General features: G+C 64.3%; 28 protein-coding genes. 9 read left to right on the top strand and 19 right to left on the bottom strand.

The features are described 5' to 3' along the window. The first annotated feature begins 183 nt into the window (after positions 1–183). Positions 184–2277 carry a methyl-accepting chemotaxis protein gene (locus XH81_RS18390; RefSeq protein WP_028142073.1) on the top strand — a complete coding sequence of 698 codons (2094 nt, stop codon included), beginning with the start codon at positions 184–186 and terminating at the stop codon, positions 2275–2277. Between the two features lie 218 nt (positions 2278–2495). On the opposite strand, the gene XH81_RS18385 is transcribed toward XH81_RS18390, so the two are convergent. Both XH81_RS18385 and XH81_RS18380 read right to left on the bottom strand, forming a co-directional pair. Then, on the bottom strand, positions 2496–3143 hold the full coding sequence (locus XH81_RS18385; RefSeq protein ID WP_028142074.1) for a DUF2865 domain-containing protein: 648 nt from the start codon (positions 3141–3143) through the stop codon (positions 2496–2498). 17 nt (positions 3144–3160) lie between these two features. Then, entirely contained in the window at positions 3161–3940 is a 780-nt protein-coding gene (locus XH81_RS18380; protein WP_028142075.1) for a L,D-transpeptidase, read from the bottom strand. A 209-nt stretch (positions 3941–4149) separates the two neighbouring features. Between XH81_RS18380 and XH81_RS18375 the strand changes: the two genes are divergently transcribed. The 5 genes from XH81_RS18375 to XH81_RS18355 all read left to right on the top strand — a co-directional run bounded on the left by XH81_RS18375 (position 4150) and on the right by XH81_RS18355 (position 8286). Next, positions 4150–5262 (top strand): AI-2E family transporter, encoded by a 1113-nt coding sequence (locus XH81_RS18375; protein WP_028142076.1) that lies wholly within the window; start codon positions 4150–4152, stop codon positions 5260–5262. A 78-nt stretch (positions 5263–5340) separates the two neighbouring features. Next, positions 5341–5712, top strand: coding sequence for a DUF883 family protein (locus XH81_RS18370; protein ID WP_028142077.1), 372 nt, complete (start codon positions 5341–5343; stop codon positions 5710–5712). Between the two features lie 93 nt (positions 5713–5805). Further along, positions 5806–6261: a hypothetical protein gene (locus XH81_RS18365; RefSeq protein WP_028142078.1), complete on the top strand. Its 456-nt coding sequence runs from the start codon at positions 5806–5808 to the stop codon at positions 6259–6261. A gap of 189 nt (positions 6262–6450) precedes the next feature. Beyond that, a complete protein-coding gene (locus XH81_RS18360; RefSeq protein ID WP_028142079.1) occupies positions 6451–7593 on the top strand; it encodes an OpgC domain-containing protein in 1143 nt (380 codons plus the stop codon). Between the two features lie 84 nt (positions 7594–7677). After that, positions 7678–8286: a TetR/AcrR family transcriptional regulator gene (locus tag XH81_RS18355; protein ID WP_038971346.1), complete on the top strand. Its 609-nt coding sequence runs from the start codon at positions 7678–7680 to the stop codon at positions 8284–8286. Between the two features lie 65 nt (positions 8287–8351). Here XH81_RS18355 and XH81_RS18350 read toward each other — a convergent pair whose 3' ends face one another. From XH81_RS18350 to urtA, 15 genes are all read right to left on the bottom strand, one after another. Next, a complete protein-coding gene (locus tag XH81_RS18350; protein ID WP_028142081.1) occupies positions 8352–10010 on the bottom strand; it encodes a CHASE domain-containing protein in 1659 nt (552 codons plus the stop codon). Positions 10011–10306: 296 nt separating this feature from the next. Continuing rightward, positions 10307–10930 carry an urease accessory protein UreG gene (gene ureG, locus XH81_RS18345; RefSeq protein WP_008131868.1) on the bottom strand — a complete coding sequence of 208 codons (624 nt, stop codon included), beginning with the start codon at positions 10928–10930 and terminating at the stop codon, positions 10307–10309. 39 nt (positions 10931–10969) lie between these two features. Then, the gene (locus tag XH81_RS18340; RefSeq protein WP_080670166.1) at positions 10970–11698 is read right to left on the bottom strand and encodes an urease accessory protein UreF; all 729 of its coding nucleotides are present in this window, start codon (positions 11696–11698) and stop codon (positions 10970–10972) included. Beyond that, positions 11679–12329, bottom strand: coding sequence for an urease accessory protein UreE (locus XH81_RS18335; RefSeq protein WP_028142083.1), 651 nt, complete (start codon positions 12327–12329; stop codon positions 11679–11681). Before XH81_RS18335 ends, XH81_RS18340 begins: the two co-directional genes overlap by 20 nt. 14 nt (positions 12330–12343) lie before the next feature. After that, positions 12344–12643, bottom strand: coding sequence for a putative quinol monooxygenase (locus tag XH81_RS18330; RefSeq protein WP_018318764.1), 300 nt, complete (start codon positions 12641–12643; stop codon positions 12344–12346). Between the two features lie 142 nt (positions 12644–12785). Continuing rightward, positions 12786–14501, bottom strand: a complete 1716-nt coding sequence (ureC, locus tag XH81_RS18325; protein ID WP_028142084.1) for an urease subunit alpha — start codon at positions 14499–14501, stop codon at positions 12786–12788. Between the two features lie 34 nt (positions 14502–14535). Next, positions 14536–15075, bottom strand: coding sequence for an HD domain-containing protein (locus XH81_RS18320; protein ID WP_028142085.1), 540 nt, complete (start codon positions 15073–15075; stop codon positions 14536–14538). Positions 15076–15132: 57 nt separating this feature from the next. Next, complete coding sequence (locus XH81_RS18315; RefSeq protein WP_028142086.1) at positions 15133–15438, bottom strand: urease subunit beta; 306 nt, start codon at positions 15436–15438, stop codon at positions 15133–15135. 112 nt (positions 15439–15550) lie between these two features. After that, entirely contained in the window at positions 15551–15853 is a 303-nt protein-coding gene (locus XH81_RS18310; protein WP_028142087.1) for an urease subunit gamma, read from the bottom strand. A 37-nt stretch (positions 15854–15890) separates the two neighbouring features. Beyond that, complete coding sequence (locus tag XH81_RS18305; protein ID WP_028142088.1) at positions 15891–16721, bottom strand: urease accessory protein UreD; 831 nt, start codon at positions 16719–16721, stop codon at positions 15891–15893. A 32-nt stretch (positions 16722–16753) separates the two neighbouring features. After that, positions 16754–17449, bottom strand: coding sequence for an urea ABC transporter ATP-binding subunit UrtE (urtE, locus tag XH81_RS18300; protein WP_018318770.1), 696 nt, complete (start codon positions 17447–17449; stop codon positions 16754–16756). Positions 17450–17452: 3 nt separating this feature from the next. Beyond that, positions 17453–18214, bottom strand: coding sequence for an urea ABC transporter ATP-binding protein UrtD (gene urtD / locus XH81_RS18295; protein ID WP_028142089.1), 762 nt, complete (start codon positions 18212–18214; stop codon positions 17453–17455). Between the two features lie 6 nt (positions 18215–18220). Beyond that, entirely contained in the window at positions 18221–19390 is a 1170-nt protein-coding gene (urtC, locus tag XH81_RS18290; RefSeq protein WP_028142090.1) for an urea ABC transporter permease subunit UrtC, read from the bottom strand. Beyond that, entirely contained in the window at positions 19387–20994 is a 1608-nt protein-coding gene (gene urtB, locus XH81_RS18285; protein WP_028142091.1) for an urea ABC transporter permease subunit UrtB, read from the bottom strand. The genes urtC and urtB overlap by 4 nt, the downstream gene beginning before the upstream one ends. 84 nt (positions 20995–21078) lie before the next feature. Next, a complete protein-coding gene (gene urtA, locus XH81_RS18280; RefSeq protein ID WP_026202068.1) occupies positions 21079–22401 on the bottom strand; it encodes an urea ABC transporter substrate-binding protein in 1323 nt (440 codons plus the stop codon). A 479-nt stretch (positions 22402–22880) separates the two neighbouring features. On the opposite strand from urtA, the gene XH81_RS18275 reads away from it, so the two are divergent. The 3 genes from XH81_RS18275 (at position 22881) to XH81_RS18265 (ending at position 25261) form a co-directional block, all read left to right on the top strand. Then, positions 22881–24479, top strand: a complete 1599-nt coding sequence (locus tag XH81_RS18275; protein WP_038974843.1) for a DEAD/DEAH box helicase — start codon at positions 22881–22883, stop codon at positions 24477–24479. Positions 24480–24502: 23 nt separating this feature from the next. Next, positions 24503–24790 (top strand): translation initiation factor IF-1, encoded by a 288-nt coding sequence (gene infA / locus XH81_RS18270; RefSeq protein WP_008131890.1) that lies wholly within the window; start codon positions 24503–24505, stop codon positions 24788–24790. A 258-nt stretch (positions 24791–25048) separates the two neighbouring features. Further along, entirely contained in the window at positions 25049–25261 is a 213-nt protein-coding gene (locus XH81_RS18265; protein WP_028142093.1) for a cold-shock protein, read from the top strand. A 102-nt stretch (positions 25262–25363) separates the two neighbouring features. On the opposite strand, the gene XH81_RS18260 is transcribed toward XH81_RS18265, so the two are convergent. Both XH81_RS18260 and XH81_RS18255 read right to left on the bottom strand, forming a co-directional pair. Further along, positions 25364–25990 carry a TadE/TadG family type IV pilus assembly protein gene (locus tag XH81_RS18260; RefSeq protein WP_028142094.1) on the bottom strand — a complete coding sequence of 209 codons (627 nt, stop codon included), beginning with the start codon at positions 25988–25990 and terminating at the stop codon, positions 25364–25366. Between the two features lie 23 nt (positions 25991–26013). After that, on the bottom strand, positions 26014–26595 hold the full coding sequence (locus XH81_RS18255; RefSeq protein WP_028142095.1) for a TadE/TadG family type IV pilus assembly protein: 582 nt from the start codon (positions 26593–26595) through the stop codon (positions 26014–26016). Positions 26596–26731 lie beyond the last annotated feature (136 nt).

Genomic DNA, 26731 nt, shown 5'->3' with positions numbered 1-26731 from the left:
GGGCGCCGCGCCCGTAATTTTACGGCAGGAACGCTGCCTAAGTTTTTACCCTTTTCGGGCCAAATGCGCCTCACGCGCTCGCCGCTGGCGGGCGCATCTGTTGCGTGCATCCCTTGGTCTCTTCGAAATTCGTGGGGCTGCCGTTCAGGGCCACGAACTCGAAACGCGCACCCGGGGTGTCCGATGCTCAATCGCTTGACCGTATCCACGCTGTTGAAGGCGGTAATCCTCTCCACCGCATTCATCGTCGTCATCGGCTTCTCGATCAGCGCATGGAGCTCATGGGGCCGTCTTCAACAGGCCAACCGGATCGTCGCGGTTTCGGCCGCCTCGGCCGAAGTGTTCAAGGCGATGGCCAACATTCGGGCCGACCGCTCGACCAGCAGCCGCCAGCTCACTTCCGATGTCGCGATGGACAAGGACATCGAGAAGTACATCCGCGAGCTGCGCGCGGCGCTGATGCCGGCGCTGGCCCTCACGCTTGAGCTCCTGCCCACGACCGACATCGTCCAGCGCGAGGCGTTCCTCGCCGATCTCGGCAAGCTGAACAAGACGCTGCTGGCCGCACAGGCCGAGTTCTGGACCGAGGTCGTCAAGCCCAAGGCCGAGCGCCGCGCAGGCCTCGCCAAGGAATATGTCGCGACCGAGGACGCGCTGATGGCGCAGCTCGAAAAACTCTCGGGCGCGCTCGCGGCGAGCGTCAACCACCAGGACGCGACCATCGACCAGCTCCTGTCCATCAAGCAGATGGCCTGGCTGCTCCGCAACACGGCCGGCGAGTCCTCGCAGATCGTCGGCAATGCACTCAACGCCGGCAAGATCGCGCCCGAGGTGCAGCTCGCCTACACCAAATTGGTGGGCGGCACCGACACCGCCTGGACCGCGATCGAGCTCGCCGCATCCGGCATGCCATTGCCGCCGGCGCTGGCGGCGGCGATGACCGAGACCAAGTCGACCTATTTCGATCCGCAATACGCCGCCACGCGCGACGGCGTCATCACGACGGTCGCCAAGGGCGAGAAGCCGTCGATGACCGCCAACCAGTGGAGTCCCTATTCGGTGCCCCGCATGATGACCGCGGTGAGGCTCGCCGACGCCGCGCTGCAGGCCGCCAAGGATCACTCCGCCGCGCAGCGGGCGGCCGCAGTGCAGTTGCTGATCGTCAACACCGCCCTGCTCGTCGCCGCGATCGTCCTGACCGGCGCCGCCATGCTGGCCGTCAGCCGCCGCGTGATCACGCCGCTGCACCGGATTCGCGATGCCATGCTGAGGGTCGCCGGCGGCAACCTCACCGTCGACAGCGGCTATCTCGACCGACGCGACGAGATCGGCTCGCTCGCCGGCGCACTGGAGACCTTCAAGCAGCAGGCCATCGACAAGCAGAAGATCGAAGAGCAGGAACGCGAGCGCAACGCCGGTGCCGCCGCGCGACAGCGCGCGATGGAAGCCTATGTCGGCGAGTTCGAAGGCGTGGTGCACAAGTCGCTGGGCGAGCTGAGCGAGGCGTCCGGCGAAATGCGCAAGACCTCGGGCGACCTCTCCGCGGTGTCACGCCAGACCAATGAACGCGCCGAGATCGCAGGCAAGGCCTCGAACGACGCATCGACCAGCGTCGAGAGCGTCGCGGCAGCCGCCGAGGAGCTCAGCGCATCCATCAACGACATCAGCCAGCAGGCCGCGCATGCCGCAGGCATCGCCAGCCGCGCCGTCAACCAGGCACGCGAGACCGACAGCACCGTCCAGGGGCTCGCGCAGTCGGCGGGGCGCATCGGCGAGGTCGTCGGTCTCATCAACACCATCGCGGCACAGACCAACCTGCTGGCCCTGAACGCCACGATCGAGGCGGCACGCGCCGGGGAAGCCGGCCGCGGGTTTGCGGTCGTGGCCTCCGAGGTGAAGTCGTTGGCGAGCCAGACCGCCAAGGCGACCGAAGAGATCTCCGAGCAGATCGCCGACATCCAGAAGGTCGCGGGCGATGCCATCAATGCGATCCAGGCGATCGGCGGCATCATCGGCGAAGTCAACGAGGTCGCGACCGCGATCGCCGCCGCCGTCCAGGAGCAGGGCGCGGCCACTCAGGAGATCACCCGCAGCACGCAATATGCGGCGCAGGGCACCAAGAACGTCTCGGACAACATCACCGGCGTGAAAGCCGACGCCGACACCGCAGCCGGTGCCGCGGAGAACGTCAAGCAGGCCTCCGAGATGCTGGAAACCCAGAGCCGCCAGCTCGGCCATCAGGTCAGCGACTTCCTCGGCAAGATCCGCGCGGCGTAACGTTGTAAGTTGGATAGCAAACTGCCTCTACACCTTCGGTGGCATCCCCGCGAACGCGGGAATCCATAGCCACGGGGAGGAGTTCGGCGAAGACTCGTGGTTATCGGCTCGTGCCGTAACGCCTCCCTGTGGTTATGGATCCCGGATCTGCGCTTCGCCTGTCCGGGATGACAGCGGAGATTGAGGCGGTAGCGCTAGGCCCACGTGAAGCCGCCGCCCTACTCCTTCGCCACCACAGGCACCTGGCGGAATTTGGCGCGCACCGATGCCGGCAGCGGCGAAAAATTCATCGCGACGCCGCGGCGGTCGTTGGCGTTGCGGCTGGCGACCACCAGGCCGTCAGCGCCGGCGACGATATCGCCCTTGCGCAGCGTGGGATCGTCCTCGACCTTGACCGATGCGAGCCCGGCCGGATCCTTGCCGTTGCAGGTGCAGCCCGCGACGATCTCGTTGCGGTAGCGGAACGCGTTCGGCAGGTCGGAATAGGGCTTTCCATTCTCAGCCGTGGCGTCGTCGATATTGCTGCCATAGACCAGCGACGTCTCGGAAGCCGGGCAGAAGCTCTTGCAGGATTGTGCCTTGCTCTCGGCATCATTGCCTTGCGCCGGGAAGTAGCGGCCGTCGCAGCCGCGCACGCAATAGGCCGTGCCGCCGCCATAGGCCGCGCGTTGGCGAGGGGCGTCGTAGCGTGGCATGTCATCGCCAGGGAACGGCGTCCGGATCTGTGGAGGCCGCGCTCCGAACGCACCGAACAGCGCCGAGAAGAAATCTTCCGCATGCGCCGACGGTGCGAATGCGAGACCGGCGGAGACAACGACCATGATCGCCGTACCGCCAGCCACTTTGCCAATCAGGCGTCTGCTCATATGACTCACTCTTACTCCTAGTTCACGGCCGACGTCGCGATGTTCAGCGCCTGCCGGCCCGACGGCATCGCCGTCACGGCTGGACGCTTGCGCGCGGGGTCGCCGCCCTTGGCCATCAGCGGCGCGTTCTTCGGCAGCACCACGACCTTGGCGCCGACATTAACGCGGCCGAACAGGTCGGTGACGTCCTCGTTGGTCATGCGGATGCAGCCGGAGGAGACGAACTTGCCGATCGTGGAGGGATCGTTGGTGCCGTGGATGCGGTATTCGCTGGAGCCGAGATACATCGCACGCGCCCCGAGCGGGTTGCCGGGACCGCCGGCGACGAAGCGCGGCAGATAGGGCTGGCGCGCAATCATCTCGGCCGGCGGATGCCAGTCCGGCCATTCCGCCTTGCGGCTGACGCTCTGCACGCCGGACCAGGTGAAGCCTTCGCGGCCGACGCCGACGCCGTAACGGATCGCACGACCATTGCCGAGCACGTAATAGAGATAGGTGTTGTTGGTATCGATGACGATGGTGCCGGCCGGCTCGCTGCGGTCGAAGCCGACGATCTGCTTGCGCAGGCGATCGGGCAGCTGGGCATCCTCGTCCGCCGCCTGCCGCTGCGGCGCTTCGTTCACATAGCCCTGCGCGTAACCCTGGTCCTGCGGATACGCCTGCGGCTGCATCGGCGCATAGCCGTAGGTCTGCGCGCTCGCGCCAGCGAACGGCACCGCCAGCAGAGCGGTCGCGAAGGCGAAGGCGGTGACGACGCGCGGCGAGAAGCTGCGACGGACTGCAGAGAACTTTGTCATGTGCTGCCCCGTTGGATGCGTGCATCAGGGTGATGCGCTTGCGAACAAACGCCGCGGGGGCGATTCAGGTTCCGGCCCTGCGCGCGGCATCCTTGTCACAGTCAAGCGAGCGCGTGTTCACGAAGCCGCGATGGAACCGCCGCACCGCTCGCGCATTGTCAGGTCGCCAATGGGCGCGCGGATCGAGGCTTCCGTGCCGGAGAGAGATTGTGCGCGTCCTTCCCAGTGAACGTCTGACTCCCGGCAACAGCGAAGGCAGTCCGCTTCCCGACAGCCATATCGAGCTGCCGCCGGTGATCCGTCGCACCGAGTTCGTTGCCTTCGCGCTTGCCGGCCTCTTGCTGATCGCCATCGTCACCGTGCTCTATGTCGGCAAGGCGTTCTTCCTGCCGGTCGTGATGGCCTTCGTCACCGGCACCATGCTGTCGCCGGCCGCCAGCTTCCTCGAACGGAGCAAGGTCCCGCGCGGGCTCGGCGCCGTCCTGATCGTGGTCGCGGTGACCACGGTGGTGGCCTTCGTGGTGGCGCTGATCGCCTCCCCCGCGATGGAATGGAGCACGCGCCTACCGGAGCTCGGCGCGCAATTGAAGGACAAGCTGCACGTGTTCGACCGACCGCTCGCGCTGTGGCGCGAGCTGCAGGCCATGGTCGGCGGCTCGGAAGGACTGCCGAACTTCCAGATGCCGAAATTCGATTGGGTGCAGCCGACGCTGGAATTCCTGTCACCGACCTTTACCGAATTCCTGCTGTTCTTCGTCACCCTGATCCTGTTCATCGCAAGCTGGCGCGACCTGCGTCGGGCGCTGATCATGACCTTCAGCGACCGCGACGCCCGGCTGCGCACGCTTCGGATCCTCAACGAGATCGAGGTCCATCTCGGCAACTACCTCTTGACCGTCACGCTCATCAATATTGGGGTCGGCGTCGCCACCGGCCTCGTCTGTGCGCTCACCGGCATGCCCAATCCGGCCGGGCTCGGCGCGCTCGCCGCAACCCTCAACTTCATCCCGATCATCGGGCCGATCGCGATGTTCGCCGTTCTGATCGTGGTGGGGCTGGTCGCCTTCCCGACCATCAGCGGCGGCCTGATGGCGGCGCTCGCCTTCGGCGGCCTCACCTTCCTGGAGGGGCACTTCGTCACGCCCATGATCATCGGGCGGCGGCTGGCGCTGAACGCGCTCGCCGTGCTGCTGGCGCTCGCGTTCTGGACCTGGCTGTGGGGGCCGATGGGCGCCTTCCTGTCGTCGCCGCTCCTGATCGTCGCGCTGATCCTGAAGGAGCATCTGTTGCCGGCGGATGCGCCGCAGCTGCCGCAGGATTGACCGGTTTCCGCGAACGGAACTTCCCCGACGACGAAACGTTTTCCGGCTATCTCAGCCGTCAACAGTTTGGAGCTCCCGATGTCCACGACCAATGCCGAAGCCGGGATGAAGGACTGGACCGACAAAGCCACCAGAGAACGCCTCGAGAAGGATGTAGCAGCCGTGAAAAGCGATATCGCCGCCCTCACCGACCAGATCACCGACGCGCTCAACACCTTTGCCAATTCCACCAGCAAGCAGGCTCGCCGCGGCTATCGCCAGGCGCGCGAAAACATGGATACCGCGCTCGACGACGTGTCGGAGCGCGGCAGTGCAATGATGGGCGCGGCCCAGGAAGCCTACGGCTCGATCGAGGAGACGCTCGAAGACGCGATCACACAGCGGCCGCTTGCGACCGTCGGACTCGCGCTCGGGATCGGCTTCCTGATCGGTGCCGCCTGGCGCCGGTAAGATTTGCGGAGGCGTGTTGAGGTGTCGGCACCGGCGCGTTGCCGGTGTCGGCACGTGACGGTTTGGCTTGCGGGGAATTGAGGAGCGAGGGCCATGTTTCAGCGCATCATCGATGGGATCAGTGCATCCACCGGCACGACGGTGCGACTGACCTCGCTTGCCGCAGCCGCGGCCTTCGCGCTGTTCGTGACGACGTGCTTCCTTTGCGCCGCCGCCTTCATCTCGGTGCTGGAGAAATATGGCCCGGTGCAGGCCTGTCTTGCCGGCGCTGGCATCTTCTTCCTGCTGACGCTGGCTGCGGCAGGTTCTTATTGGGGCTACAAGCGGGAGGTGCAGAAGCGCGCCCAGATCGCGGCCGAGCGCGCCGCGAAGTCGGCGGCGCAGAGCATGCTCGCGGATCCCATGCTGCTCGCCACCGGGCTGCAGATCGTCCGTGCCATCGGCGTCAAGCGGCTGCTGCCGATCCTGGCGATCGGCGGCGTCGCCCTCGGCATCATGGCGAGCCGCGCGGGCGTTCCCGACGAGGCGTCGGCTGAACCGGCCGAATAGAGATCCGAGCGGGTCAGAAAATTTCGTTGTAAGTCCTCCGAGGGCATCTAACAGAATTCGTCCATAAGACGCCGCGCAATTTCGCGCCATCACGGCGCGGCTGCCCCCAGCCATCACGCAAACGCTACTCGGATGGGCAGGCGGTTGCCGTTAAAAGTACCACCCTGATTCCCAAAGCTATTTTAATCAATGAAACCGTCCGTTAAGGCGAACCTCGCCGCATTCCATCACGACGCCAGGCTGTATCTGACGCTCGGTATCGCCAACTGGTCGGTTTTCGTCGACCATATCCCAAACAACGTCGTCAACCTGCTGACGCTGCGCAATTTCGGCTTCAGCGGCGCGGCTGACCTGTTCGTGTTCGTCGTCGGCTATGGCGTCGCCATCATCCACGGCCGGATGGCGCTTGAACGGGGCTACCTCGTGGCGGCGACGCGCATCTTCCGCCGCGTCTGGCGGCTCTACGCCGCCTATGTCGTGCTGTTCGTGATCTACATCGACACCATCGCCTATGTCGCCTCGCAGTCGATGGCGCCGGAGATCATCCACGAATACAATATCTCGGGCATTCTCGAGCACCCGCTGCGGATCCTGGTCCGCGGCCTCGTGCTCCAGGAGGAGCCGCTGAACCTCGATCTCCTGCAATTGATGATCCCGCTGATGGCCTTTTTTCCGTTCGCGCTGTGGGGTCTGTTGCGGTGGCCGAACCTGACCCTGGCGGCATCGGTCGCGCTGTATCTTGCCGCACGCTGGTTCGACTGGAATTTTCGGGTCTATCCGGACCAGGAATGGACCTTCAATCCGCTCTGCTGGCAGATGCTGATGGTGCTCGGGGGCTGGTTCGCCGTGACAGGCGCGCCCGGGCGCGCGCTACGCGACATGCCCTGGCTGCGGATTCTCGCCGGCACCTATCTCGTATTCGCGATGGCCATCACCTTGCTGCGCCATTCGCCGGCAGTGTCGGCTTACCTGCCGGACCTGCTCCTCGACAGCATCGCGCCGACCGAAAAGGAAAACCTGGCGCCCTATCGCGTGATTCACTTCCTCGCGCTCGCCTTGCTGGCGACCCATCTCATTCCGGCCAATCATCCCGGCCTGCAATTGAAGCCGCTGCAGGCGGTCATCCGATGTGGCGAGGAATGGCTCGCCGTGTTCTGCGTCGGGGTGTTCCTGTCGTTTGCGGGCCATCTCATCCTGATCACCAGCGCCAATCTGGTGGCGATGCAGATCGTGGTGAGCCTCGCCGGCTTCGCCGCGATGACCGCGGTGGCCTACTACGTCGCCTGGTCGAGGTGGCAGGATCTCCCCACGGCCTTGCGGCAGCAGGCCTAGCCAGAGAACCGTGCGATTCTGCTAGGCCGAAAGCGGCGGCTGCGCTATGCGGAGAAGCTCTGCGTGAGGAGACCGGGCGTGGCGATGGCGAAAAGCGGGGGGGAAGAGACCGGGAGCACGCCCCGGCGCGGCCGGCCTCGGTCGATCGAGACCAGCAACGCCATTCTCGAAAGCGCCTATGCGCTGATGGCTTCCACCGGCCTTGCCGCCACCACCATCGACGCGGTCGCCCGCCACTCCAGCGTCTCCAAGATGACGATCTACAAATGGTGGCCGTCCCGCGAGGCGCTCTTGATCGACGCCTTTCTTCAACATGCCGCGCAGATGCTGCCGCTGCCTCCGGAGGGCTCCGGCAACCCCGCGGCGCGCGCCCGCCGCCATGCCGCAGCCTACGCCGAGGCGCTCCAGGGCGAGTTCGGCAAGGTCCAGCTCGCGGTGATCTCCGAATGCATTTCCAAAACCGGCTCGGCCGAGCTGTTCTATGCCCGCTATCTGCAATTCCGTCGCGACGCGCTGGTCGAGATGATTGCCGCGGGCCAGAACGACGGCAGCATCCTGGCCGAAGGGCCGGCTGAGGATCTTTACGACGCGATCTATGGCGGCCTGTTCTATCGCTACGTCTTCGGCATCGCGCCAATCACGCCGGCCTATGCCCGCAATCTGGTCGACCTGGTGTTGAGGCCCAAGGGCTAAGCCCAAGGAGTTAAGCCCAAGGGGTTAAGCCCAAGGGGTTAGTCCGAGGCTTAAGCCGGCGGCTTCTATCGCGCAGACCTCACCGGTGCGGAGATCTTGTCCGTGCGGTCGCGCTCGGTCATGTCGACCACCGTCTCCATCGGCGCGGTCAGCTCGTAGACATAGGAGGCGTCGGTGAAATAGCGCTTGGCGGTGCCGCCGAGAGCCTCGGGGGCGACACGGTCGAGCAGGATCAGGCCGAAATCGGAATCGGGGCGGCGGGTCGCCTCGCTGGTGTTGAGCTCCTCCCAGCGGAAATGGAAGACCTCGCCCGCCCCCTCGCCCGTCACGGTCCAGCTAGCGGTGATGTGCGGATGCTTTCCGACCAGCGACAGGCCCTCGTCGGAATGCGAGGCAAGTTCGAAGAACAGCAGCGAGAGGCTCTGCGCCGCGCGCGCGCTGACCGCGATATCAGGACCCGTGACGGCAATGCGGTCGGCATGCGGGATGGCGCGCGCCTCGAACAGGCCCTTCAGCTTGACGCCCTGCCACTGGCTCTCGCTGAGCAGCGAGACCACGTTGGACATGGCGTGGATGCGCCCGATCAGGAGCTCGCGGGCGACGTCGATGTCCGAGCCGTGACGCAAGGTGCGCGTCACGATAGACTGGATCACCGCGAGGATATTCTTGACCCGGTGGTTGAGCTCGTCGATCACCGCGGTCAGCCGGCGCTCGAAGCCGATTCTGACCTGGATTTCCCGGCTGAGCCTTAAGTTGTTGTAGGCGACATAGCCAAACAGGCCGCACACCATCGCAGTGATCGCAAAGCCGATCGCCGCCACGATGATCGCGGTCTGCTCGGCGCGACGCGCCGAGTTGGTCTTCGCGTAATAACCCAGCTGCCAGTCACGGCCGCCGAAGCTCACCGTGCGCGTCGCCGATGGCGTCGGCCCGTCCGTCGTCGTCATGCGGGTGGAGACGATTCCCTGATCGTTGGCGACGAGCTCGCCACCTTCCTTGCGCGGGTCCCTGAGCGCGACCGAGAACAACGACATGTCGTCATTGGTCAGCATCAGCGAGGCGAGTTCGTAGGAAAACGTGACGAACCCGGCCGGCTCGGTCGCACCCTCGGGGATGACGGGAGCTGCCACGATGATCCCGACCGGCCCGTTGCCGCGCAACAGCGGAATCGGGTCCGAGGCCACCGACCGCTTCTCGAGCCGGGCCCGTGTCAACATGGCGCTGCGAACCTGATCCTGGTCGTAACTACGGCCAGGCAGAGCCTTGGTCTCGTCGCTGCGCGGCTCGAGATCCAACAGCACGTCGATCGGCTGGGTGATCTCGGCCGGATTGATCGGCTTGTCGTCAAAGGTGCGGATCTTTGGATTGGGGAAGCCGGCGCCTCCAATGGCAGCCTGCGCCGCCGTAAGCTCGTTCGGCTTCAGCCGGGCGATCCAGCCGGCCACCACGAAATCGGTCTTGAAGGCGTAAATGGCCGAGCGCAGCGGCTCCAGCATGTTCGGCTTGATCACTGATGGTGTGCGGAACAGGCCTGAGGCGACACGTGCGAGCAGTTCGCGCTCAGTGAGCCGGTCCTGCACCAGGCTGGCATGAACGTCGATCGCGCGCGCGAGCGCGATACGATCCAGCGCCAGCTCCTGGTCGTGGACGCGATAGGCCGCAAGCCCGGAGAGCAAGGCTCCGAGCAGAGCGATGAAACCGATGATGAAACCCAGCCGGACCACGCGACTACTCAGGCGAAAGCAGGAGGTCGGCAATAAACAAGGAGCATATGTACGCCGCTCGAACGGCCATGTGCCGAAACAGGGTGAACCCCGGTGGCAGAGATAATGAAGGAGGAGGCATCAGTACGCAACTTGGGTCGCCTGGAAAGCTTAATCCGCCCGGCCAATGGTCTGGCCGGGATGAATTGCCCGGGCACCGGAGGTAGTTAATCGCCGTGTCCGAAATTTGTTCCGTGGTTGCGGCCCGGCCCCAGGGTTAACGGCGAAAAAAGCATGCGCCAAGTCGTCGCGCGCTGTCAGCCCGCCCGTTTCAGGCCGCCTTTGGCCTCGATGAAGCCGACAATGCGGTCAAGGCCCTCGCTCTTCTTCAGATTGGTCATGACGAAGGGGCGCTCGCCGCGCATGCGCCTGGCGTCCGTGTCCATCTTCTCCAGGGAGGCGCCGACATGGGGGGCGAGGTCGATCTTGTTGATGACCAGCAGGTCGGACCGGGTGATGCCGGGGCCGCCCTTGGACGGGATCTTGTCGCCGGCGGCCACGTCGATGACGTAGATGGTCAGGTCGGCCAGCTCCGGGGAAAAAGTGGCAGCGAGATTGTCACCGCCGGACTCGATCAGAACGAGATCGAGCCCGGGAAACTTGGCGCGCATGTCCGCCACCGCGGCGAGATTCATCGAGGCATCCTCGCGGATCGCGGTGTGCGGGCAGCCGCCGGTCTCGACGCCGGCAATGCGGTCCGGCGTCAGCGATCCCGAACGCACCAGGAACTCGGCATCCCATTTGGTGTAGATGTCGTTGGTGATCGCGGCAATGTCATAGCGCTCGCGCATGGTCTTGCAGAGCAGGTCCATCAGCGCGGTCTTGCCCGATCCGACGGGACCGCCGACGCCGACACGCAAGGGGCCGTGAGATTTCGACATGTCATTGGCTCTTTCTCGATGGGTCAAAGGTCGCACCGCTCACGACCGGAACAGCCGGGTATATTGCGTCTCGTGCCGCAGGCTGGCGAGATCGGCGCGGAAGGTCGCGCTGCCAAGATCGTCCAATGCTGCGTTCAACGCACGATTGGCGGTGGCGGCAACGGCGGCTTCCAGCCTCACCAGCACGCGCTGGCAGTCGGTCTGGCCGAGCGGAATGAGCCTACTGGCGGCCGAAATCCAGTTGGACACCAGCGCATGCAGGAACGCGTGCAACGTCGGCGCCAGCGCCACGCCGTGCTTAGCTGCAACCACGCCGACCGCGACGGGATAGACCAGTGGCGTGCGGCATGCCGCAACCATGGCATCAAGGCCGTCTGCATCCCAGGCAGCGCGAGCGATGTCGATGAAGGCGCGGCCCTGCGAGATCGTCTCCAGCTGCCGCTCGCGCGACGGCACTATGGCCGCGGCGAGCTCTGCGATGTCGCTCAAGGTCGCATCCTCGCCCATCTCTGCAGCACGATAGGCATGCACCAGAAGCGTCGCGTCGCAAAAGCCGGAGCCGTCGCCGAGCATCGCGTCGAGCCAGTCGGCCAGCGTGGCCGTATCGACGATGTCGCCCGCCTCGACCGCCCATTCGATGCCGCTGGAATAGGAGAAGCCGCCGACCGGGAATGCCGGCGACAGCCAGGTCATCAGCCGGTACAGCGCCGCCGCCTCGCCCTCGGCGAGGTCGCCGGCGCCGACCGACTCACTTGTGGTCATGAGCATGCTTGTGGCCGTGGTGATGGTCGGGATGGTCGCAATGCTCGTCGTGGTGATGGTGATGATCGTGCCCATGATCATGCGCGGCATGATCATGGGGGTGGTGGTCATGCGCGTGATGATCATGGCCATGGTGATCGTGACCATGGTCATGATGATGCCCGTGATCATGATGCGCATGATCGTCGTGGCCATGCGCGTGGCCGGCATCGGCATAGGCGCCGCCTTCGGGATCGAACGGCGCCTCGATCTCGATCACGCGCGCGCCGAGACCCTTCACCATGGCTTCGATGACGTGATCGCGGCGGATGCGCAAGGCCTTGGCCATGATCTGCGTCGGCAGATGGCGGTTGCCGAGGTGCCAGCCGACGCGAATGAGGTGATGCGGATCGCGGCCGCGGATTTCCAGCAGCGGCTCGGGCGCCGCGACCACTTCGACGAGCCGGCCGTCCTCCAGCACCAGCGCATCGCCGCCGCGCAGCGCGACGGCCTGCTCCAGGTCGAGCAGGAATTCGAGCCCCCGCGTTCCCGTCATCGCCATGCGGCGGCGGTGCCGATCGTCGAAATCGAGCACCACCGTATCCGCCGGCGCTTCCGTGAAGCGGTGCTGTCCCCTGACCTGCGTCGCCCGGATCATGCGCTTTTACCCCGTTACCTTGTCTCGACCTTCTCGGGCGTGATCACTTCGATCTTCGGCGGTGCCGTGAAGCACTTGACCGCCACGCGCCCGAACGTCTTCATGTGCTCCATGCCACGATGCGGCACCAGCGCCTCGGCGTTCTCCCACTGCTCGACGAACACCATCTTGGCAGGATCGGTGACGCTTTCATGCAGATCATAGGCGATATTGCCGGGCTCCTTCCGCGTCTCCTTGATGCAGGCGGTGGCGGCTGCAATGAATTCGGCGCGCGTCTCTGGCTTGATGGTCAAGGTGGCAACGACGTAGATCACGAGAAATCCTCCCGGCTTTTCTTCTAAGGTTGGATACCGGGCGGGACATTAGACCAGGCAGGATCGAACGCAAAACCGTAAAAGCCATCCCGGGACATGCCCTCTGGACATAATCCCGGGGACATGCGTTGAGGCGCTATTTTCAGTACATGAAATATCGCTGCGCCATGGGCAGCACCTCGGCGGGTGCGCAAGTGAGCAATTCGCCGTCGGCGCGGACCTCATAGGTCTCCGGATCGACCTCGATATTGGGCGTGGCGTCGTTGTGGATCATGCTCTTTTTCGAGATCTTGCCGCGGGTGTTCTGCACGGCATAGAGCTTCTTGTCGATGCCGAGTTTTCGCGCGAGGCCGCCGGTGATCGCTGCCTTCGAGGTGAACACCACGGACGACGCGGTGCGCGCCTTGCCGAAGGCGCCGAACATCGGCTGGTAATGCACCGGCTGCGGCGTCGGGATCGAGGCGTTGGGATCCCCCATGGGCGCTGCGACGATGGTGCCGCCCTTGACGATGCAATCCGGCTTGACGCCGAAGAAGGCCGGCGACCACAGCACGAGATCGGCGAGCTTGCCCTTCTCGACCGAGCCGATCAGTTTCGACACGCCGTGCGCGATCGCGGGATTGATGGTGTATTTGGCGATGTAGCGCTTGACGCGAAAATTGTCGTTGTCCTTGCCCTTGTCCTGCGGCAGTGACCCGCGCTGCTTCTTCATCTTGTCCGCGGTCTGCCAGGTCCGGATGATGACCTCGCCGAGGCGGCCCATGGCCTGCGAGTCCGACGACATCATCGAGAGCGCGCCGAGATCGTGCAGGATGTCTTCGGCCGCGATGGTCTCCTTGCGGATACGACTCTCGGCGAATGCCAGATCCTCCGCGATCGAGGGATCGAGGTGGTGGCACACCATCAGCATGTCCAGATGCTCGTCGATGGTGTTGCGCGTGAAGGGCCGCGTCGGGTTGGTCGAGGACGGCAGCACGTTCTTGAGCCCTGCGACCTTGATGATATCCGGGGCGTGACCGCCGCCGGCGCCCTCGGTGTGGAAGGCATGGATGGTGCGGCCCTTGAACGCCTTGATCGTGTCTTCGACGAAGCCGGATTCGTTCAGCGTATCGGTATGGATCATCACCTGGATGTCGTGAGCATCGGCGACCGACAGGCAATTGTCGATCGCCGCCGGCGTCGTGCCCCAGTCTTCGTGCAGCTTCAGCGCGCAGGCGCCGGCCTTGATCATCTCGACCAGGGCAGCGGGCCGCGATGCGTTGCCCTTGCCGGAGATGCCGAGATTGACCGGGAAGGCGTCGAACGACTGAATCATCCGCCCCATATGCCACGGGCCCGGCGTGCAGGTCGTCGCGAAGGTACCGTGCGATGGGCCGGTGCCGCCGCCCAGCATCGAGGTGACGCCAGACATCAGCGCGTGCTCGATCTGCTGCGGGCAGATGAAATGGATGTGACTGTCGAAGCCGCCGGCAGTGAGGATTTTTCCTTCGCCGGCGATCACGTCGGTGCCGGGACCGACGATGATGGTGACGCCAGGCTGGATGTCGGGATTGCCGGCCTTGCCGATGCCGGCGATCATGCCGTCCTTGATCGCGACGTCGGCCTTGACGATGCCCCAGTGGTCGACGATCAGCGCATTGGTGATGACGGTGTCGGCCGCGCCCTGCTTGTTCGTCACCTGCGACTGCCCCATGCCGTCGCGGATCACCTTGCCGCCGCCGAACTTCACCTCCTCGCCGTAGGTGGTGAAATCCTTCTCGACCTCGATGATGAGGTCGGTGTCGGCCAGCCGCACCCTGTCGCCGGTGGTCGGGCCGAACATGTCGGCATAGACGGAACGTTTTATCTTGACGGACATCACAAGCCCCGTTTGCGTTTGAATGTTTGGTGCCTCACAGCAAGGCCCTCGCTGCTTTCACGGCGTCGTCGAATTTCTCATCGAGCCAGGGATTGCCGCCGCGGCAGCCCGCAACGACCTTCGTGGCCCAGCCGGCGTAGTCGGCAAGATCGTCGCGCTCCTCTGCACTCGGATCGGTCTGAATGCGCGCGCCGATGTTGCTGATCTTGTCGGCGATCTTGATCAGCTTCGCGCCAGCAGATTTCTTCGGCGCATCGACAATCTGCAGACGCCGCCGCTCTGCCTTGGGAAGGCTCATGTCGTCGGTGCATTCGACGACGAGGGAGGCAGCACGCTCCGAGAATTTCTGCGCCAGCTCCTCGCGCGTGGTGGCGGTGTCCTCGATGGTGTCATGCAGCCAGCCGGCCGCGACCAGTTCGGCATCGGCGCCGTCGGTCGCGGTCGCCAGCAGGTTCGCGACCTCGGCGAGATGATTGATGTAGGGCTCGTTGCCGCGCCCCTTGCGCGCCATGCCATTGTGACGGTGCGCAGCGAGTTCGGCGGCTTCTGAGACGAGGCGGACGGGCGACAGCATGGCAAAGACCTCCGTTTCCGCCTCAACCGTTCCGCACCGCGCTCGTTCCTGTGGGGTTCACAGCTTCCCCATCACGTCGCCACGAAAACCGTAAATCGTCTTCTTGCCCGCCATGGCCACAAGCTGGACGTCGCGGGTCTGGCCGGGCTCGAAGCGGACGGCGGTGCCGGCGGCGATGTCGAGGCGCATGCCGCGGGACTTCTTGCGGTCGAATTTCAGCGCCGGGTTGGTCTCGAAGAAATGGTAGTGCGAGCCGACCTGGATCGGCCGATCACCGGTATTGGACACCGTCAGCGTCACGGTCTTGCGGCCGGCATTGAGTTCGATCTCGCCGTCCTGGATGAAGAGTTCGCCGGGGATCATTCTATCCTCCTCGTCATTCCGGGGCTCGCGCAGCGAGAAGGCCGGAATCTCGAAACCAAAACATCTGGATTCCGGGTTCGCCCTGCGGGCGCCCCGGAATGACGAATTCGAATTACCTGATCGGCTCGTGGACGGTGACAAGCTTGGTCCCGTCCGGAAAGGTCGCCTCGACCTGGATGTCGTGGATCATCTCGGGAATGCCCGGCATCACCTGGTCGCGGGTGAGGACCTCAGCGCCGGATTGCATCAGCTCGGCGACCGTGCGGCCGTCGCGCGCGCCTTCGAGGATGAAATCGGAAATGATCGCGATCGCCTCGGGATGGTTGAGCTTGACGCCGCGATCCAGCCTTCGGCGGGCCACGATGGCCGCCATCGAGATCAGAAGCTTGTCCTTTTCGCGGGGAGACAGGTTCATGCAGAATCTCTTCCGTTCAACACGTCAATTCGGCCAATCAGTTCAGCCAGAGTCGCGGCAGGGCCGTTCCAGTGCGCGCCAGCACCGTCATCATGTCGACCCGCAACCGCGCCGCATCTTGGGCACAGAACCGGGCCATTGCAAAGCCATTCCACGCCGAGATTCCAACCTCGCCGGAGAATGAGTCCGACGCCTCGCGGATGCGCTCGACCAGGGCCTCGTCGCCGGGCACGATCAGCGCCGTGCCGATCGCGGCACCGCCTTTGGCGACGGCGGATCGCCCAAGTTTTGCGCCGATATTGCCGTCGAGCCTGATGGTCTCGGCGAACACCAGCCTGCCACCACGCCGTAGCCGCCAGCGGTCGACAAACTCACCCTGCTCCATCCGCTCGCCCATGGCAGTGCGGCCGAACACCACGATCTCGCAGAGCAGGAGCGAGGCGGCATCATCAAGCTCGATATCGAAACGGCGGTGGACCCGGGCGCGGTCAAACAGGATGGTCTCTTGCGGCAACCAGGACAGATGCGCACCTGCATCGACCTTCAAGGCAATGCTGAGCTGCGCCGCGGCCCCGGGCGCCCGATAGACCTTTTCAGCGGCGGCGGTCGTCAGCGTCAGGCGCGAGCCTTGGCCCGCCGTGATGTTGATATCGAAACTGTCGCCACCGGCAACGCCGCCTGCCGTGTTGACGAACACGCCGGAGAGCCCCTCGCCTTCCGGCGAGGGAAAGCGCACGCGCAGCGAGCCGGATTCATGCAAGACGCCGCGCCGCGTCACGCCGTCACGCGCATGGACGTCGAAACGCACCGCGCCGCGGGCACGGTTTGCCTCGAAAACCCCTGACGTGACCGAAACGTCGCTGCGCATCCGCCTCCCCCAGCCGGTCGCGACAGAACTTCTTACAGCGCCATCTGGCGGCTGATCTCGCTCGCGTCCAAATTGGCGCGATCGCAGGTGAATTTCACCGCGCCGCGATCCATCACGGCAAAACTGTCGCCGAGTTCGCAGGCAAAGTCGAGATATTGTTCGACCAGCACGATGGCGATGTTGCCGAGGTTGCGCAAATAGGAGATGGCGCGGCCGATGTCCTTGATGATCGAAGGCTGGATGCCCTCGGTCGGCTCGTCGAGGAGCAGCAATTTCGGCCGCATCACCAGCGCGCGACCGATCGCGAGCTGCTGCTGCTGGCCGCCGGAGAGATCGCCACCGCGCCGGCCGAGCATGGATTGCAGCACCGGAAACAGCGAGAACACGTCGTCCGGAATATGCTTGTCCTCGCGCTTGAGCGGGCCGAAGCCGGTCTTGAGGTTCTCCTCGACCGTCAGCAGCGGGAAGATCTCGCGGCCCTGCGGCACGAAGCCGATGCCCTTGCGCGCCCGCTCATAGGGCTTCAGGCCGGTGATGTCGCTGCCGTCGAGCACGATCGCGCCCGACGAAATCGGATATTGCCCGACCATGGCGCGCAAGAGCGAGGTCTTGCCGACGCCGTTGCGCCCGAGCACGCAGGTCACCTTGCCCGGCTCGGCCGAGATCGAGACGCCGCGCAGCGCCTGCGCCGCGCCGTAGAACAGATTGATATCCTTGACCTCAAGCATCGCTCAGCGTCCCAGATAGACTTCGATGACCCGCTCGTTGGACGAGACCTGGTCGATGGTTCCTTCGGCCAGCACGGTGCCTTCGTGCAGACAGGTGACCTTGACGCCGAGCTCGCGCACGAAGGTCATGTCGTGCTCGACCACCATCACGGTGTGGGTCTTGTTGATCTCTTTCAGCAGCTCGGCAGTCAGATGCGTCTCGACGTCGGTCATCCCCGCGACGGGCTCGTCGACGAGGAGCAGTTTTGGGTCCTGCGCCAGCAGCATGCCGATCTCGAGCCACTGCTTCTGGCCGTGGCTGAGGCTGCCGGCGAAGCGGTTGCGGGCCTCGGTGAGACGGATCGTCTCCAGCACCTTGTCGATGCGCTCGGACTCGGCCTTGCTGCCGCGCCAGAACAGCGTGCCCTTGACGCTGTGGTCGACATTGAGCGCGAGCAGGAGGTTGTCCTGCACGGTTTGGCTCTCGAACACGGTCGGTTTCTGGAACTTGCGGCCGATGCCGAGCTCGGCGATGCGGGTCTCGTCCAGCCGCGTCAGATCGGTGACGCCGTCGAACAGCACCGTACCCTCGTCGGGCTTGGTCTTGCCGGTGATGATGTCCATCATCGTGGTCTTGCCGGCGCCGTTCGGGCCGATGATGGCGCGCATCTCGCCGGGCTCGAGCGTCAGCGACAGATTGTTGATGGCGTGGAAACCGTCGAAGGAGACGTGCACGCCGTCGAGATAGAGCATCGCGGAGGTTGCGCGGTTGTCCATGACGTTCATTTGCGCCTACTCCGCCATCTTGGGTTCGGTGACGCCGTCCTCGGCCGCAGCGCTCACGGTGGTCGCGGCGTTGCGTTTTTCTTTCGACTGGTCCCACCAGGCGTTGAAGGTGCCGACAATGCCCTTCGGCAGCAGCAGCGTCACCAGGATGAACAATGCGCCCAGCATGAACAGCCAGTACGGCGCGAGCACGCCCGAGGTGAAAAACGTCTTGGCGTAGTTGACGACGACGGCCCCGAGCGCGGCGCCGACCAGCGTGCCGCGGCCGCCGACCGCGACCCAGATCACCGCCTCGATCGAATTGCCGGGCGCGAATTCGCTAGGATTGATGATGCCGACCTGCGGCACGTAGAGCGCGCCGGCGACGCCGGCCATGCAGGCCGACACCGTGAACACGAACAGCTTGTAGGATTCGACGCGGTAGCCGAGGAAGCGCGTGCGCGACTCCGCATCACGCACCGCGATCAGCACCTTGCCGAGCTTGGAGGAGACGATCGCGCGGCAGATCAGGAAGCCTGCGATCAGTGCCAGACAGCTCAGCGCAAACAGCGCGGCGCGGGTGCCCTCCGCCTGCACGTTGAAGCCCAGGATGTCCTTGAAGTCGGTCAGGCCGTTGTTGCCCCCGAAGCCGAAGTCGTTGCGGAAGAAGGCAAGCAGCAGCGCATAGGTCATCGCCTGGGTGATGATCGACAGATACACGCCGGTGACGCGGGAGCGGAACGCGAGCCACCCGAAGCAGAAGGCGAGCAGGCCGGGCACGAGCAGCACCATCAGCGCCGCGAACCAGAACATGTCGAAGCCGTACCAGGTCCAGGGCAGCTTCGAATAGTTCAGGAACACCATGAAGTCGGGCAGGATCGGATTGCCGTAGACGCCGCGGGTGCCGATTTGCCGCATCAGATACATCCCCATGGCGTAGCCGCCGAGCGCGAAGAAGGCGCCGTGGCCGAGCGAGAGAATGCCGCAATAGCCCCAGATCAAATCGATCGAAAGCGCGAGGATCGCGTAGCAGACATATTTGCCCCAGAGCGCGACCAGATAGGTCGGCACCTGCAGGAACGAGCCCGCGGGCAGCAGCAAATTGGAGAGCGGGATGAGGATGCCGCAGGCCGCGACGACGGCAAGGAAGATCGTCGCGCTGCGGTCCAGCGATCGCGTCAGCATGTGAGGGGTCATGCTTCCACCGCACGGCCCTTGAGCGCGAACAGGCCGCGCGGGCGCTTTTGAATGAACAGGATGATGAGAACCAGGATGGCGATCTTGCCGAGCACGGCGCCGGCGACCGGCTCCAGGAACTTGTTGGCGATGCCGAGCGTGAAGGCGCCGACCAGCGTGCCCCAGAGATTGCCGACGCCGCCGAACACAACGACCATGAAGCTGTCGATGATGTAGCTCTGGCCGAGATTGGGGCTGACATTGTCGATCTGCGACAGCGCCACGCCGGCGATGCCGGCAATGCCGGAGCCGAGCCCGAAGGTCAGCGCGTCGACGCGCGAGGTGGCGATGCCCATCGAGGCCGCCATGCGGCGGTTCTGCGTCACCGCGCGCATCTCGAGGCCGAGCGCCGTGTAGCGCAGCATCGCGAGCAGGATCGCGAACACGGCGAGCGTGAACACGAGGATCCAGAGCCGGTTATAGGTGATGGTGATCTGGCCGAGCTCGAAGGCGCCGCTCATCCAGGAGGGATTGCCGACCTCGCGGTTGGTCGGGCCGAACATGGTGCGCACGGCCTGCTGCAGCACCAGCGACAGGCCCCAGGTCGCGAGCAGCGTCTCCAGCGGACGACCGTAGAGGAAACGGATGATGCTGCGCTCGATCAGCACGCCGATCGCGCCGGCGACGACAAAGGCCAGCGGCACCGCGATCAGCAGCGAATAGTCGAACAGGCCGGGATAGCGGGTGCGGATCACCTCCTGCACCGCGAAGGTGGTGTAGGCCCCGATCATCACCATCTCGCCATGCGCCATGTTGATCACGCCCATCACACCGAAGGTGATGGCGAGCCCGATCGCGGCGAGCAGCAGCACCGAGCCGAGCGAGAGGCCGTACCAGGCGTTCTGCACCATGGACCAGACCGCGAGCGAGTTCTGGATCGAGCCGATCGCGCTCGCGGCAGCCTTGGTCACCGACGCCGGCTGGTCGCCCATGCCTGTGAGCAGGGCCAGTGCCTCCTGGTCGCCGCGCCCCTTGAGGGTGGCCACCGCCTCCAGCTTCTCGACCTCGGTGGCATCAGGCTTGAACAGCAGGATGGCCGCGCGGGCGTCGCCGAGCGCAGCCTTGACGGATCTGTTGGTTTCCTTGGCGAGCGCGGCATCGACCGGCTCGAGCGCGGTCTCCTCATGCGACTTGAAGACGGATTGCGCGGCCTGCAGCCGTGTTCCGACGTCCGGCGACTGGAGCGTCAGGCTGCCGAGAGCTGCGTCGACGCTGCGGCGCAGGCGGTTGTTGAGGCGAACTGCGCTCGCGCTGTCGGGAACGCTGGCCACCGCCTGGCCGGTCGCGGCGTCGATCGACTTGCCGTCGGTACCGGTGACGTAAACCTTCTTGCTGTCAGGGTCGGCCATCAGGCGGCCGTCCTGAAGCGCACTGATGATGGGGAAAGCCAGCGGATTGCCGCTGCTTGCGACCACGCCGATCGCCTCGTCCGTATCGGAATAATCATCGTTGGCGAATTTGGCGACCGCATCCTCGAACGGACCGGCGAGGGCCGGCAGCGCGAACGCGATCAGGAACAACGAGAGCGCAAGCGAGCAGAGGCGCGCGGACAAATGGGCTGGCACTGTGAATGACCCCGGCAGAAATGAGTGGAGAAGGCGGCGGGATCGCCGCCTTCTCCGGGCGTGCTATGGCGTGTCAGATCAGGATCAGGAGCCCGAACCGAGGCACTTGTTGGTCTTGGTGTTGAAGTTGCCGCACTTCTTGCCGACCCAGTCGCCGACCAGGTCCTTGGAGCCGTCCAGTTCCTTCGACCAGGCATCGCCCGCGACGAGACCCGGGGTCTTCCAGACCACGTCGAACTGGCCGTTGCCCTTGATCTCGCCGATGAACACCGGCTTGGTGATGTGGTGGTTCGGCAGCATCTTCGACACGCCGCCGGTCAGGTTCTTGGCTTCGATGCCCGGGAGAGCGTCGATCACCTTGTCCGGATCAGTCGACTTCACCTTCTCGACCGCCTTGACCCACATGTCGAAGCCGATCACGTGCGCTTCCATCGGATCGTTGGTCACGCGCTTCGGGTTCTTGGTGTAGGCCTGCCATGCCTTGATGAACTTCTCGTTCTCCGGCGACTTGATCGACTGGAAGTAGTTCCAGGCGGCAAGATGGCCGACCAGCGGCTTGGTGTCGATGCCGGCGAGCTCTTCTTCACCCACCGAGAACGCGACGACCGGGATGTCCTTCGCCTTGATGCCCTGGTTGCCGAGCTCCTTGTAGAAGGGAACGTTGGCGTCGCCGTTGATGGTCGAGACCACCGCGGTCTTCTTGCCGGCCGAGCCGAACTTTTTGATGTCGGCCACGATCGTCTGCCAGTCGGAGTGACCGAACGGCGTGTAGTTGATCATGATGTCTTCCTGGGCGACACCCTTCGACTTCAGATAGGCTTCCAGGATCTTGTTGGTGGTGCGCGGATAGACGTAGTCGGTGCCCGCGAGCACCCAGCGCTTCACCTTCTCGTCCTTCATCAGGTAATCGACGGCGGGGATCGCCTGCTGGTTCGGCGCCGCACCCGTGTAGAACACGTTGCGCTCGCTCTCCTCACCCTCGTACTGCACGGGGTAGAACAGGATGTTGTTCAGCTCCTTGAAGACGGGCAGCACCGACTTGCGCGACACCGAGGTCCAGCAGCCGAACACGACCGAGACCTTGTCCTTGGTGATCAGCTCGCGCGCCTTTTCGGCGAACAGCGGCCAGTTCGACGCGGGGTCGACGACGACGGCCTCGAGCTTCTTGCCGAGAACGCCGCCCTTCTTGTTCTGCTCGTCGATCAGGAAAAGGATGGTGTCCTTCAGCGTGGTTTCGCTGATGGCCATGGTGCCGGAAAGGGAGTGCAGCACGCCGACCTTGATGGTGTCATCCGCGGCCTTGGCGCCAGTCAATGAAGCCAGACCGAGCACCAGTCCGGCGGTCGCGGCGAGCACGCCGCGGCGGCTAAATGACGCCGCTATATCGTGAGTGGATTTGCTAAACATGAGTGTCTCATCTCCCTGACGCAGACGTGAAAAACGCTGCGAAACGGCCCCACGGCCGCCTGCGATTAACGGATTCGCAAGAACCATGCCATGGCCTGGGCACCTTCCAACCAATTGGTTTTGCTGACAAAACTAGCCGAAATCAAAGTATCCCGACCTCGAGACAGCCTAAAAATTGAGCCATCCAAATGTATGCCAAAGCGGCAGGCTGGTCATTTTCTGAGCAAAATGCCCGTTCTGGCTAAATTTCCGGCATAACTATTTCTGCACCGCAATCGCCATTTTGAGCGAGCTTGCCTTGAAAGCGCCCCCTCGATGTTCCATATAAGCGGCCGAGACCTCTTGCGAATCAAGGGGTCGTTGCGAGCCGCGTGTTCTTAAGCCCTTACGGGCCTCTGGCTTGCCCCATATCTCCCAAGCCATCGACACCCCAAACACGCAGGTGTCTTCTCGACACCCTTTTGCGTGCGCCGCGCTGAATGCGCCGGGCGCCCGCTTTTGACATGGAAAGAACCCCTCTTTTGACTTCGTTTCAGGACTTCGGCCTCGCCGAACCCATCGCGCGCGCTCTTCAAGAAGAGAATTACGTCACCCCCACCCCCATCCAGGCCCAGACCATTCCCACGGCGCTGACCGGCCGCGACGTCGTCGGTATCGCCCAGACCGGTACCGGCAAGACCGCGTCCTTCGCACTGCCGATCCTGCACCGCCTGCTCGAGCACCGTATCAAGCCGCAGCCCAAGACGACCCGCGTCCTGGTGTTGTCGCCGACCCGCGAGCTGTCCGGCCAGATCCTCGACAGCTTCAACGCCTATGGCCGTCACATCCGCCTGTCCTCGACGCTCGCCATCGGCGGCGTTCCGATGGGCCGTCAGGTCCGCTCGCTAATGCAGGGCGTCGAAGTGCTGGTCGCCACCCCCGGCCGCCTGCTCGACCTCGTGCAGAGCAACGGGCTGAAACTGTCGAGCGTCGAGTTCCTCGTGCTCGACGAGGCCGACCGCATGCTCGACATGGGCTTCATTAACGACATCCGCAAAATCGTCTCCAAGCTGCCGATCAAGCGGCAGACGCTGTTCTTCTCGGCCACCATGCCGAAGGACATCGCCGAGCTGGCGAACGCGATGCTGCGGGACCCCGCCCGCGTCGCGGTGACCCCGGTCTCCTCGACCGCCGAGCGCATCAATCAACGCATCGTCCAGGTCGATTTCTCCGCCAAGCCCGCCTTCCTGACCAAGCTTCTGAAGGACGAGCCGGTCAACCGCGCCCTGGTCTTCACCCGCACCAAGCACGGCGCGGACAAGGTGGTGAAGTCACTCGAGAAGGCCGGCATCCCCGCCAGCGCCATCCACGGTAACAAGTCGCAGAACCATCGCGAACGGACGCTGGCCCAGTTCCGCTCGGGCGAGATCCGCACCCTGGTCGCCACCGACATCGCCGCCCGCGGCATCGACGTCGACGGCATCAGCCACGTCATCAATTTCGACCTGCCCAACGTGCCGGAAACCTACGTCCACCGCATCGGCCGCACCGCGCGCGCCGGCGCCGACGGCACCGCGATCTCGCTGGTCGCGGGCGGCGAGGAACTCAGCTATCTCCGTGACATCGAACGGCTGATCAAGGTGGCATTGCCGCGCGAAGATCTCCGCACCGACGCCGGCCGCCGCGATGCGGGTCCTCCCGCGCCGCAGCAACGACAGGGCCGCGGAGGCCGCCCGGGCCAACGTCCGCAAGGCGCAAGGCACGGCGAGGGACGCCACGGTGACGGGCGCCGTAGCGACGAACGACATTCCGACGGACGCCACCATAGCGCCGGCAAGCACGGCGATGGACGCCCCGGTGAAGGCCGACATGGCGGCGAAGCGCGACATGCTGACGGGCGGCCCGGCAATGGCCCGAAGGGCTCAAAGGGGTCTCGTCGTCCACGCTCTGGCGGGAAGCCGCATTCTTCTGCAGGCAGTCGTCCAGAACAGCGTTCCGCGCATAGCGCCGGGGCAGCTGATGGGATACAAGGCGTTGCCTTTTTGCGCCGTGAGAGTCGGCCGAACGGCCAACCGAACCGCAAACCCTATTCGCACTAGCCGTCCACGACCTGGAGAAATTCATGGCTAAGGAAGAGCTGATCCAGTTCGAAGGACTGGTCACCGAAATCCTCCCCGACGCACGCTACCGCGTGCAGCTCGACGCCGGACACGAGATCGTCGCCTATACCGCCGGCAAGATGAAGAAGAACCGCATCAAGACGCTGGCCGGCGACCGCGTGACGGTGGAGATGTCGCCCTATGACCTCGAGAAGGGCCGGCTGATTTTCCGCCACAAGGACGAGCGTCCCAGCGGGGTGGGTGGACCGCCTCGCCCGGGCCAGCGCGGCGGCCAGTTCCGCCGTCGCTAGGCGCTTGAGCGCGGAAGTAAGATTCCGACCTTTATGTGGATCCGCCGCGGACATCGCGGCGGATCAAAAAATCGTGCATGTCCGGATTGTTTTGAGGCCTCAATTCCGATAAAATGAATTTATCGATTTTCGGCCGGACGACATTAGCATCCACCGGTACAGCCGGTTCAGACACGCTGACGACCCTTCCAAAATTCGATCTAACCGGCCTGCGCAAGCAGGCTCTAACATTGTGTTATCTGAGAAGGGACTATCCCCGTGAGCATGGGAACCGTGAAGTGGTTTAACGCGACCAAGGGCTTCGGCTTCATTCAGCCCGACGACGGCGGCCAGGACGTGTTCGTCCACATCAGCGCTGTGGAGCGTGCGGGCCTCGGCACGCTGCGTGAAGGCCAGAAGCTTTCCTACGAGATCGTGGCCGACCGCCGTTCCGGCAAGTCGGCAGCGGACAACCTCCGCTCCGAAGGCTGAGTCCGCCGGGCGCTTGGCCCGATCGGCTCGCGCAAGCCAAAGAAAGCAAGAAGGCCGTGCGCAACGCACGGCCTTTTTCATTTTGGCGCCTGCTCGCCGATGTCAGCACGTCGTTTGGTTGTTGTTATCTGGGTAGGGATAGGGAACGCAGGCGACCTGACGCGGCCGGGTGTAGGACACATCGCTCAAGGGTAAGCTCGACTTCAACACATAGCCTACGGAAGGCGTGTAAGTGTAGCTTGCCTCGCTGAGTATGAGGTAGGTCGACGGAATCAACAGCGACGCAGGAATCATGCTGGTGACCTTGTCGCCGGGCTTGCGGGCCGAGGTCGCCAGCGTCGCTTGCGTCGCACCGCTCGCAATGGTGCCGGCCCTGCTCCACTGGATCGTGGCGATGCTGTTGGCATCGATCTGGATCTGGGAGACCGTGCCCTTCACCAGGGTAGCGTCGTAGGGCATGATGACCGAGATGCTCGCCGTGAACGTATCCTTCATGTCGGCATCGGTGAGCTTGACCGACTGCGATGCCAAATCGGACAGAGCCCGCGCGATCAACGTGACCTTGCGATCTATCGCCACGGCCGACGAAAACTCGACGGTGCCGAAGAACATCACCAGCATCAGCGGAACGATGACCGCAAATTCGGTCGCCGCGAGCGCGCGCTTGTCGGCGACGAAGTCGCGCACGGAACAACATCCATTCCGCCAGATATTCGCAATCGCCTGCATCGGTCCGCTCGGATCCATCTGTCTCAGAAGGGTTCGTTCTTGAAGGCCGTGGTCGCCACCATCAGCCGTTTGTTGCTGCACCCGATATTGTAACCGAGGCCGGTGACGATGAGCGGCCACTGATAGAACAGCCGCACCACGACCACCTGGCCGGAGGTCCCGGCACTGTACTGCATGCCGGTCGGGTTGAAATTGCAGGAATCGCCGTAGTTCGTCAGGCTTAGCGCCCCGAAGGAGCTGGTGCTCACGACGTCGACGTAGAGTTTGCTGCAATCAAACAGTGCCGGGATCTGCGTGCACACATAGGCCTTGAACGTCGTCTGGTCGCACGCCATGACAACGTTGGGCGTGGTCTGACAAGCCGCCACCGAACCGCCCTGCGCTTGCGCCTGGCCGGTCAGAATCGCGCGCGCGGAATTTTGCGAGATGGTCTCGAGCACCTGGCTCGCGAAGAACATGAGCGCCGTTTCGATGATGGCGAACAGCAGCCCGAAGAACATCGGCGCGACCAGGGCGAACTCGACGGCCGCGGAACCGCGGCGGTTGCCGCAAAACCGGCCCAGCGCTTTCTGGAGTGTGAACCTCGTAGGTGCAGGCGATGGCATCGCGTCAAATTCCCCAGCAACGGGCGATCAACTGTCCCGTTCAATAGCGGAAACTGATTGTTTAAGTGTTTCAGGCGATCCGCAGCCGGCGGACCGCGCCGTTAAGAATGCGCTAACCAGCAGCGCCCCGAGCCCA

This window comes from Bradyrhizobium sp. CCBAU 25360, from assembly GCF_028128695.1.
Classification (GTDB): domain Bacteria; phylum Pseudomonadota; class Alphaproteobacteria; order Rhizobiales; family Xanthobacteraceae; genus Bradyrhizobium; species Bradyrhizobium ottawaense.
This window is presented reverse-complemented; position numbering and strand designations above follow the sequence as displayed.

Coding starts and splice junctions, on each gene's coding strand:
- XH81_RS18390 (WP_028142073.1), top strand. CDS start 184: ATGCTCAATCGCTTGACCGTATCCACGCTGTTGAAGGCGGTAATCCTC.
- XH81_RS18385 (WP_028142074.1), bottom strand. CDS start 3,143: ATGAGCAGACGCCTGATTGGCAAAGTGGCTGGCGGTACGGCGATCATG.
- XH81_RS18380 (WP_028142075.1), bottom strand. CDS start 3,940: ATGACAAAGTTCTCTGCAGTCCGTCGCAGCTTCTCGCCGCGCGTCGTC.
- XH81_RS18370 (WP_028142077.1), top strand. CDS start 5,341: ATGTCCACGACCAATGCCGAAGCCGGGATGAAGGACTGGACCGACAAA.
- XH81_RS18365 (WP_028142078.1), top strand. CDS start 5,806: ATGTTTCAGCGCATCATCGATGGGATCAGTGCATCCACCGGCACGACG.
- XH81_RS18360 (WP_028142079.1), top strand. CDS start 6,451: ATGAAACCGTCCGTTAAGGCGAACCTCGCCGCATTCCATCACGACGCC.
- XH81_RS18355 (WP_038971346.1), top strand. CDS start 7,678: ATGGCGAAAAGCGGGGGGGAAGAGACCGGGAGCACGCCCCGGCGCGGC.
- ureG (WP_008131868.1), bottom strand. CDS start 10,930: ATGTCGAAATCTCACGGCCCCTTGCGTGTCGGCGTCGGCGGTCCCGTC.
- XH81_RS18340 (WP_080670166.1), bottom strand. CDS start 11,698: ATGCTCATGACCACAAGTGAGTCGGTCGGCGCCGGCGACCTCGCCGAG.
- XH81_RS18335 (WP_028142083.1), bottom strand. CDS start 12,329: ATGATCCGGGCGACGCAGGTCAGGGGACAGCACCGCTTCACGGAAGCG.
- ureC (WP_028142084.1), bottom strand. CDS start 14,501: ATGTCCGTCAAGATAAAACGTTCCGTCTATGCCGACATGTTCGGCCCG.
- XH81_RS18320 (WP_028142085.1), bottom strand. CDS start 15,075: ATGCTGTCGCCCGTCCGCCTCGTCTCAGAAGCCGCCGAACTCGCTGCG.
- XH81_RS18315 (WP_028142086.1), bottom strand. CDS start 15,438: ATGATCCCCGGCGAACTCTTCATCCAGGACGGCGAGATCGAACTCAAT.
- XH81_RS18310 (WP_028142087.1), bottom strand. CDS start 15,853: ATGAACCTGTCTCCCCGCGAAAAGGACAAGCTTCTGATCTCGATGGCG.
- XH81_RS18305 (WP_028142088.1), bottom strand. CDS start 16,721: ATGCGCAGCGACGTTTCGGTCACGTCAGGGGTTTTCGAGGCAAACCGT.
- urtE (WP_018318770.1), bottom strand. CDS start 17,449: ATGCTTGAGGTCAAGGATATCAATCTGTTCTACGGCGCGGCGCAGGCG.
- urtD (WP_028142089.1), bottom strand. CDS start 18,214: ATGAACGTCATGGACAACCGCGCAACCTCCGCGATGCTCTATCTCGAC.
- urtC (WP_028142090.1), bottom strand. CDS start 19,390: ATGACCCCTCACATGCTGACGCGATCGCTGGACCGCAGCGCGACGATC.
- urtA (WP_026202068.1), bottom strand. CDS start 22,401: ATGTTTAGCAAATCCACTCACGATATAGCGGCGTCATTTAGCCGCCGC.
- XH81_RS18275 (WP_038974843.1), top strand. CDS start 22,881: ATGCGCCGGGCGCCCGCTTTTGACATGGAAAGAACCCCTCTTTTGACT.
- infA (WP_008131890.1), top strand. CDS start 24,503: ATGGCTAAGGAAGAGCTGATCCAGTTCGAAGGACTGGTCACCGAAATC.
- XH81_RS18260 (WP_028142094.1), bottom strand. CDS start 25,990: ATGCAGGCGATTGCGAATATCTGGCGGAATGGATGTTGTTCCGTGCGC.
- XH81_RS18255 (WP_028142095.1), bottom strand. CDS start 26,595: ATGCCATCGCCTGCACCTACGAGGTTCACACTCCAGAAAGCGCTGGGC.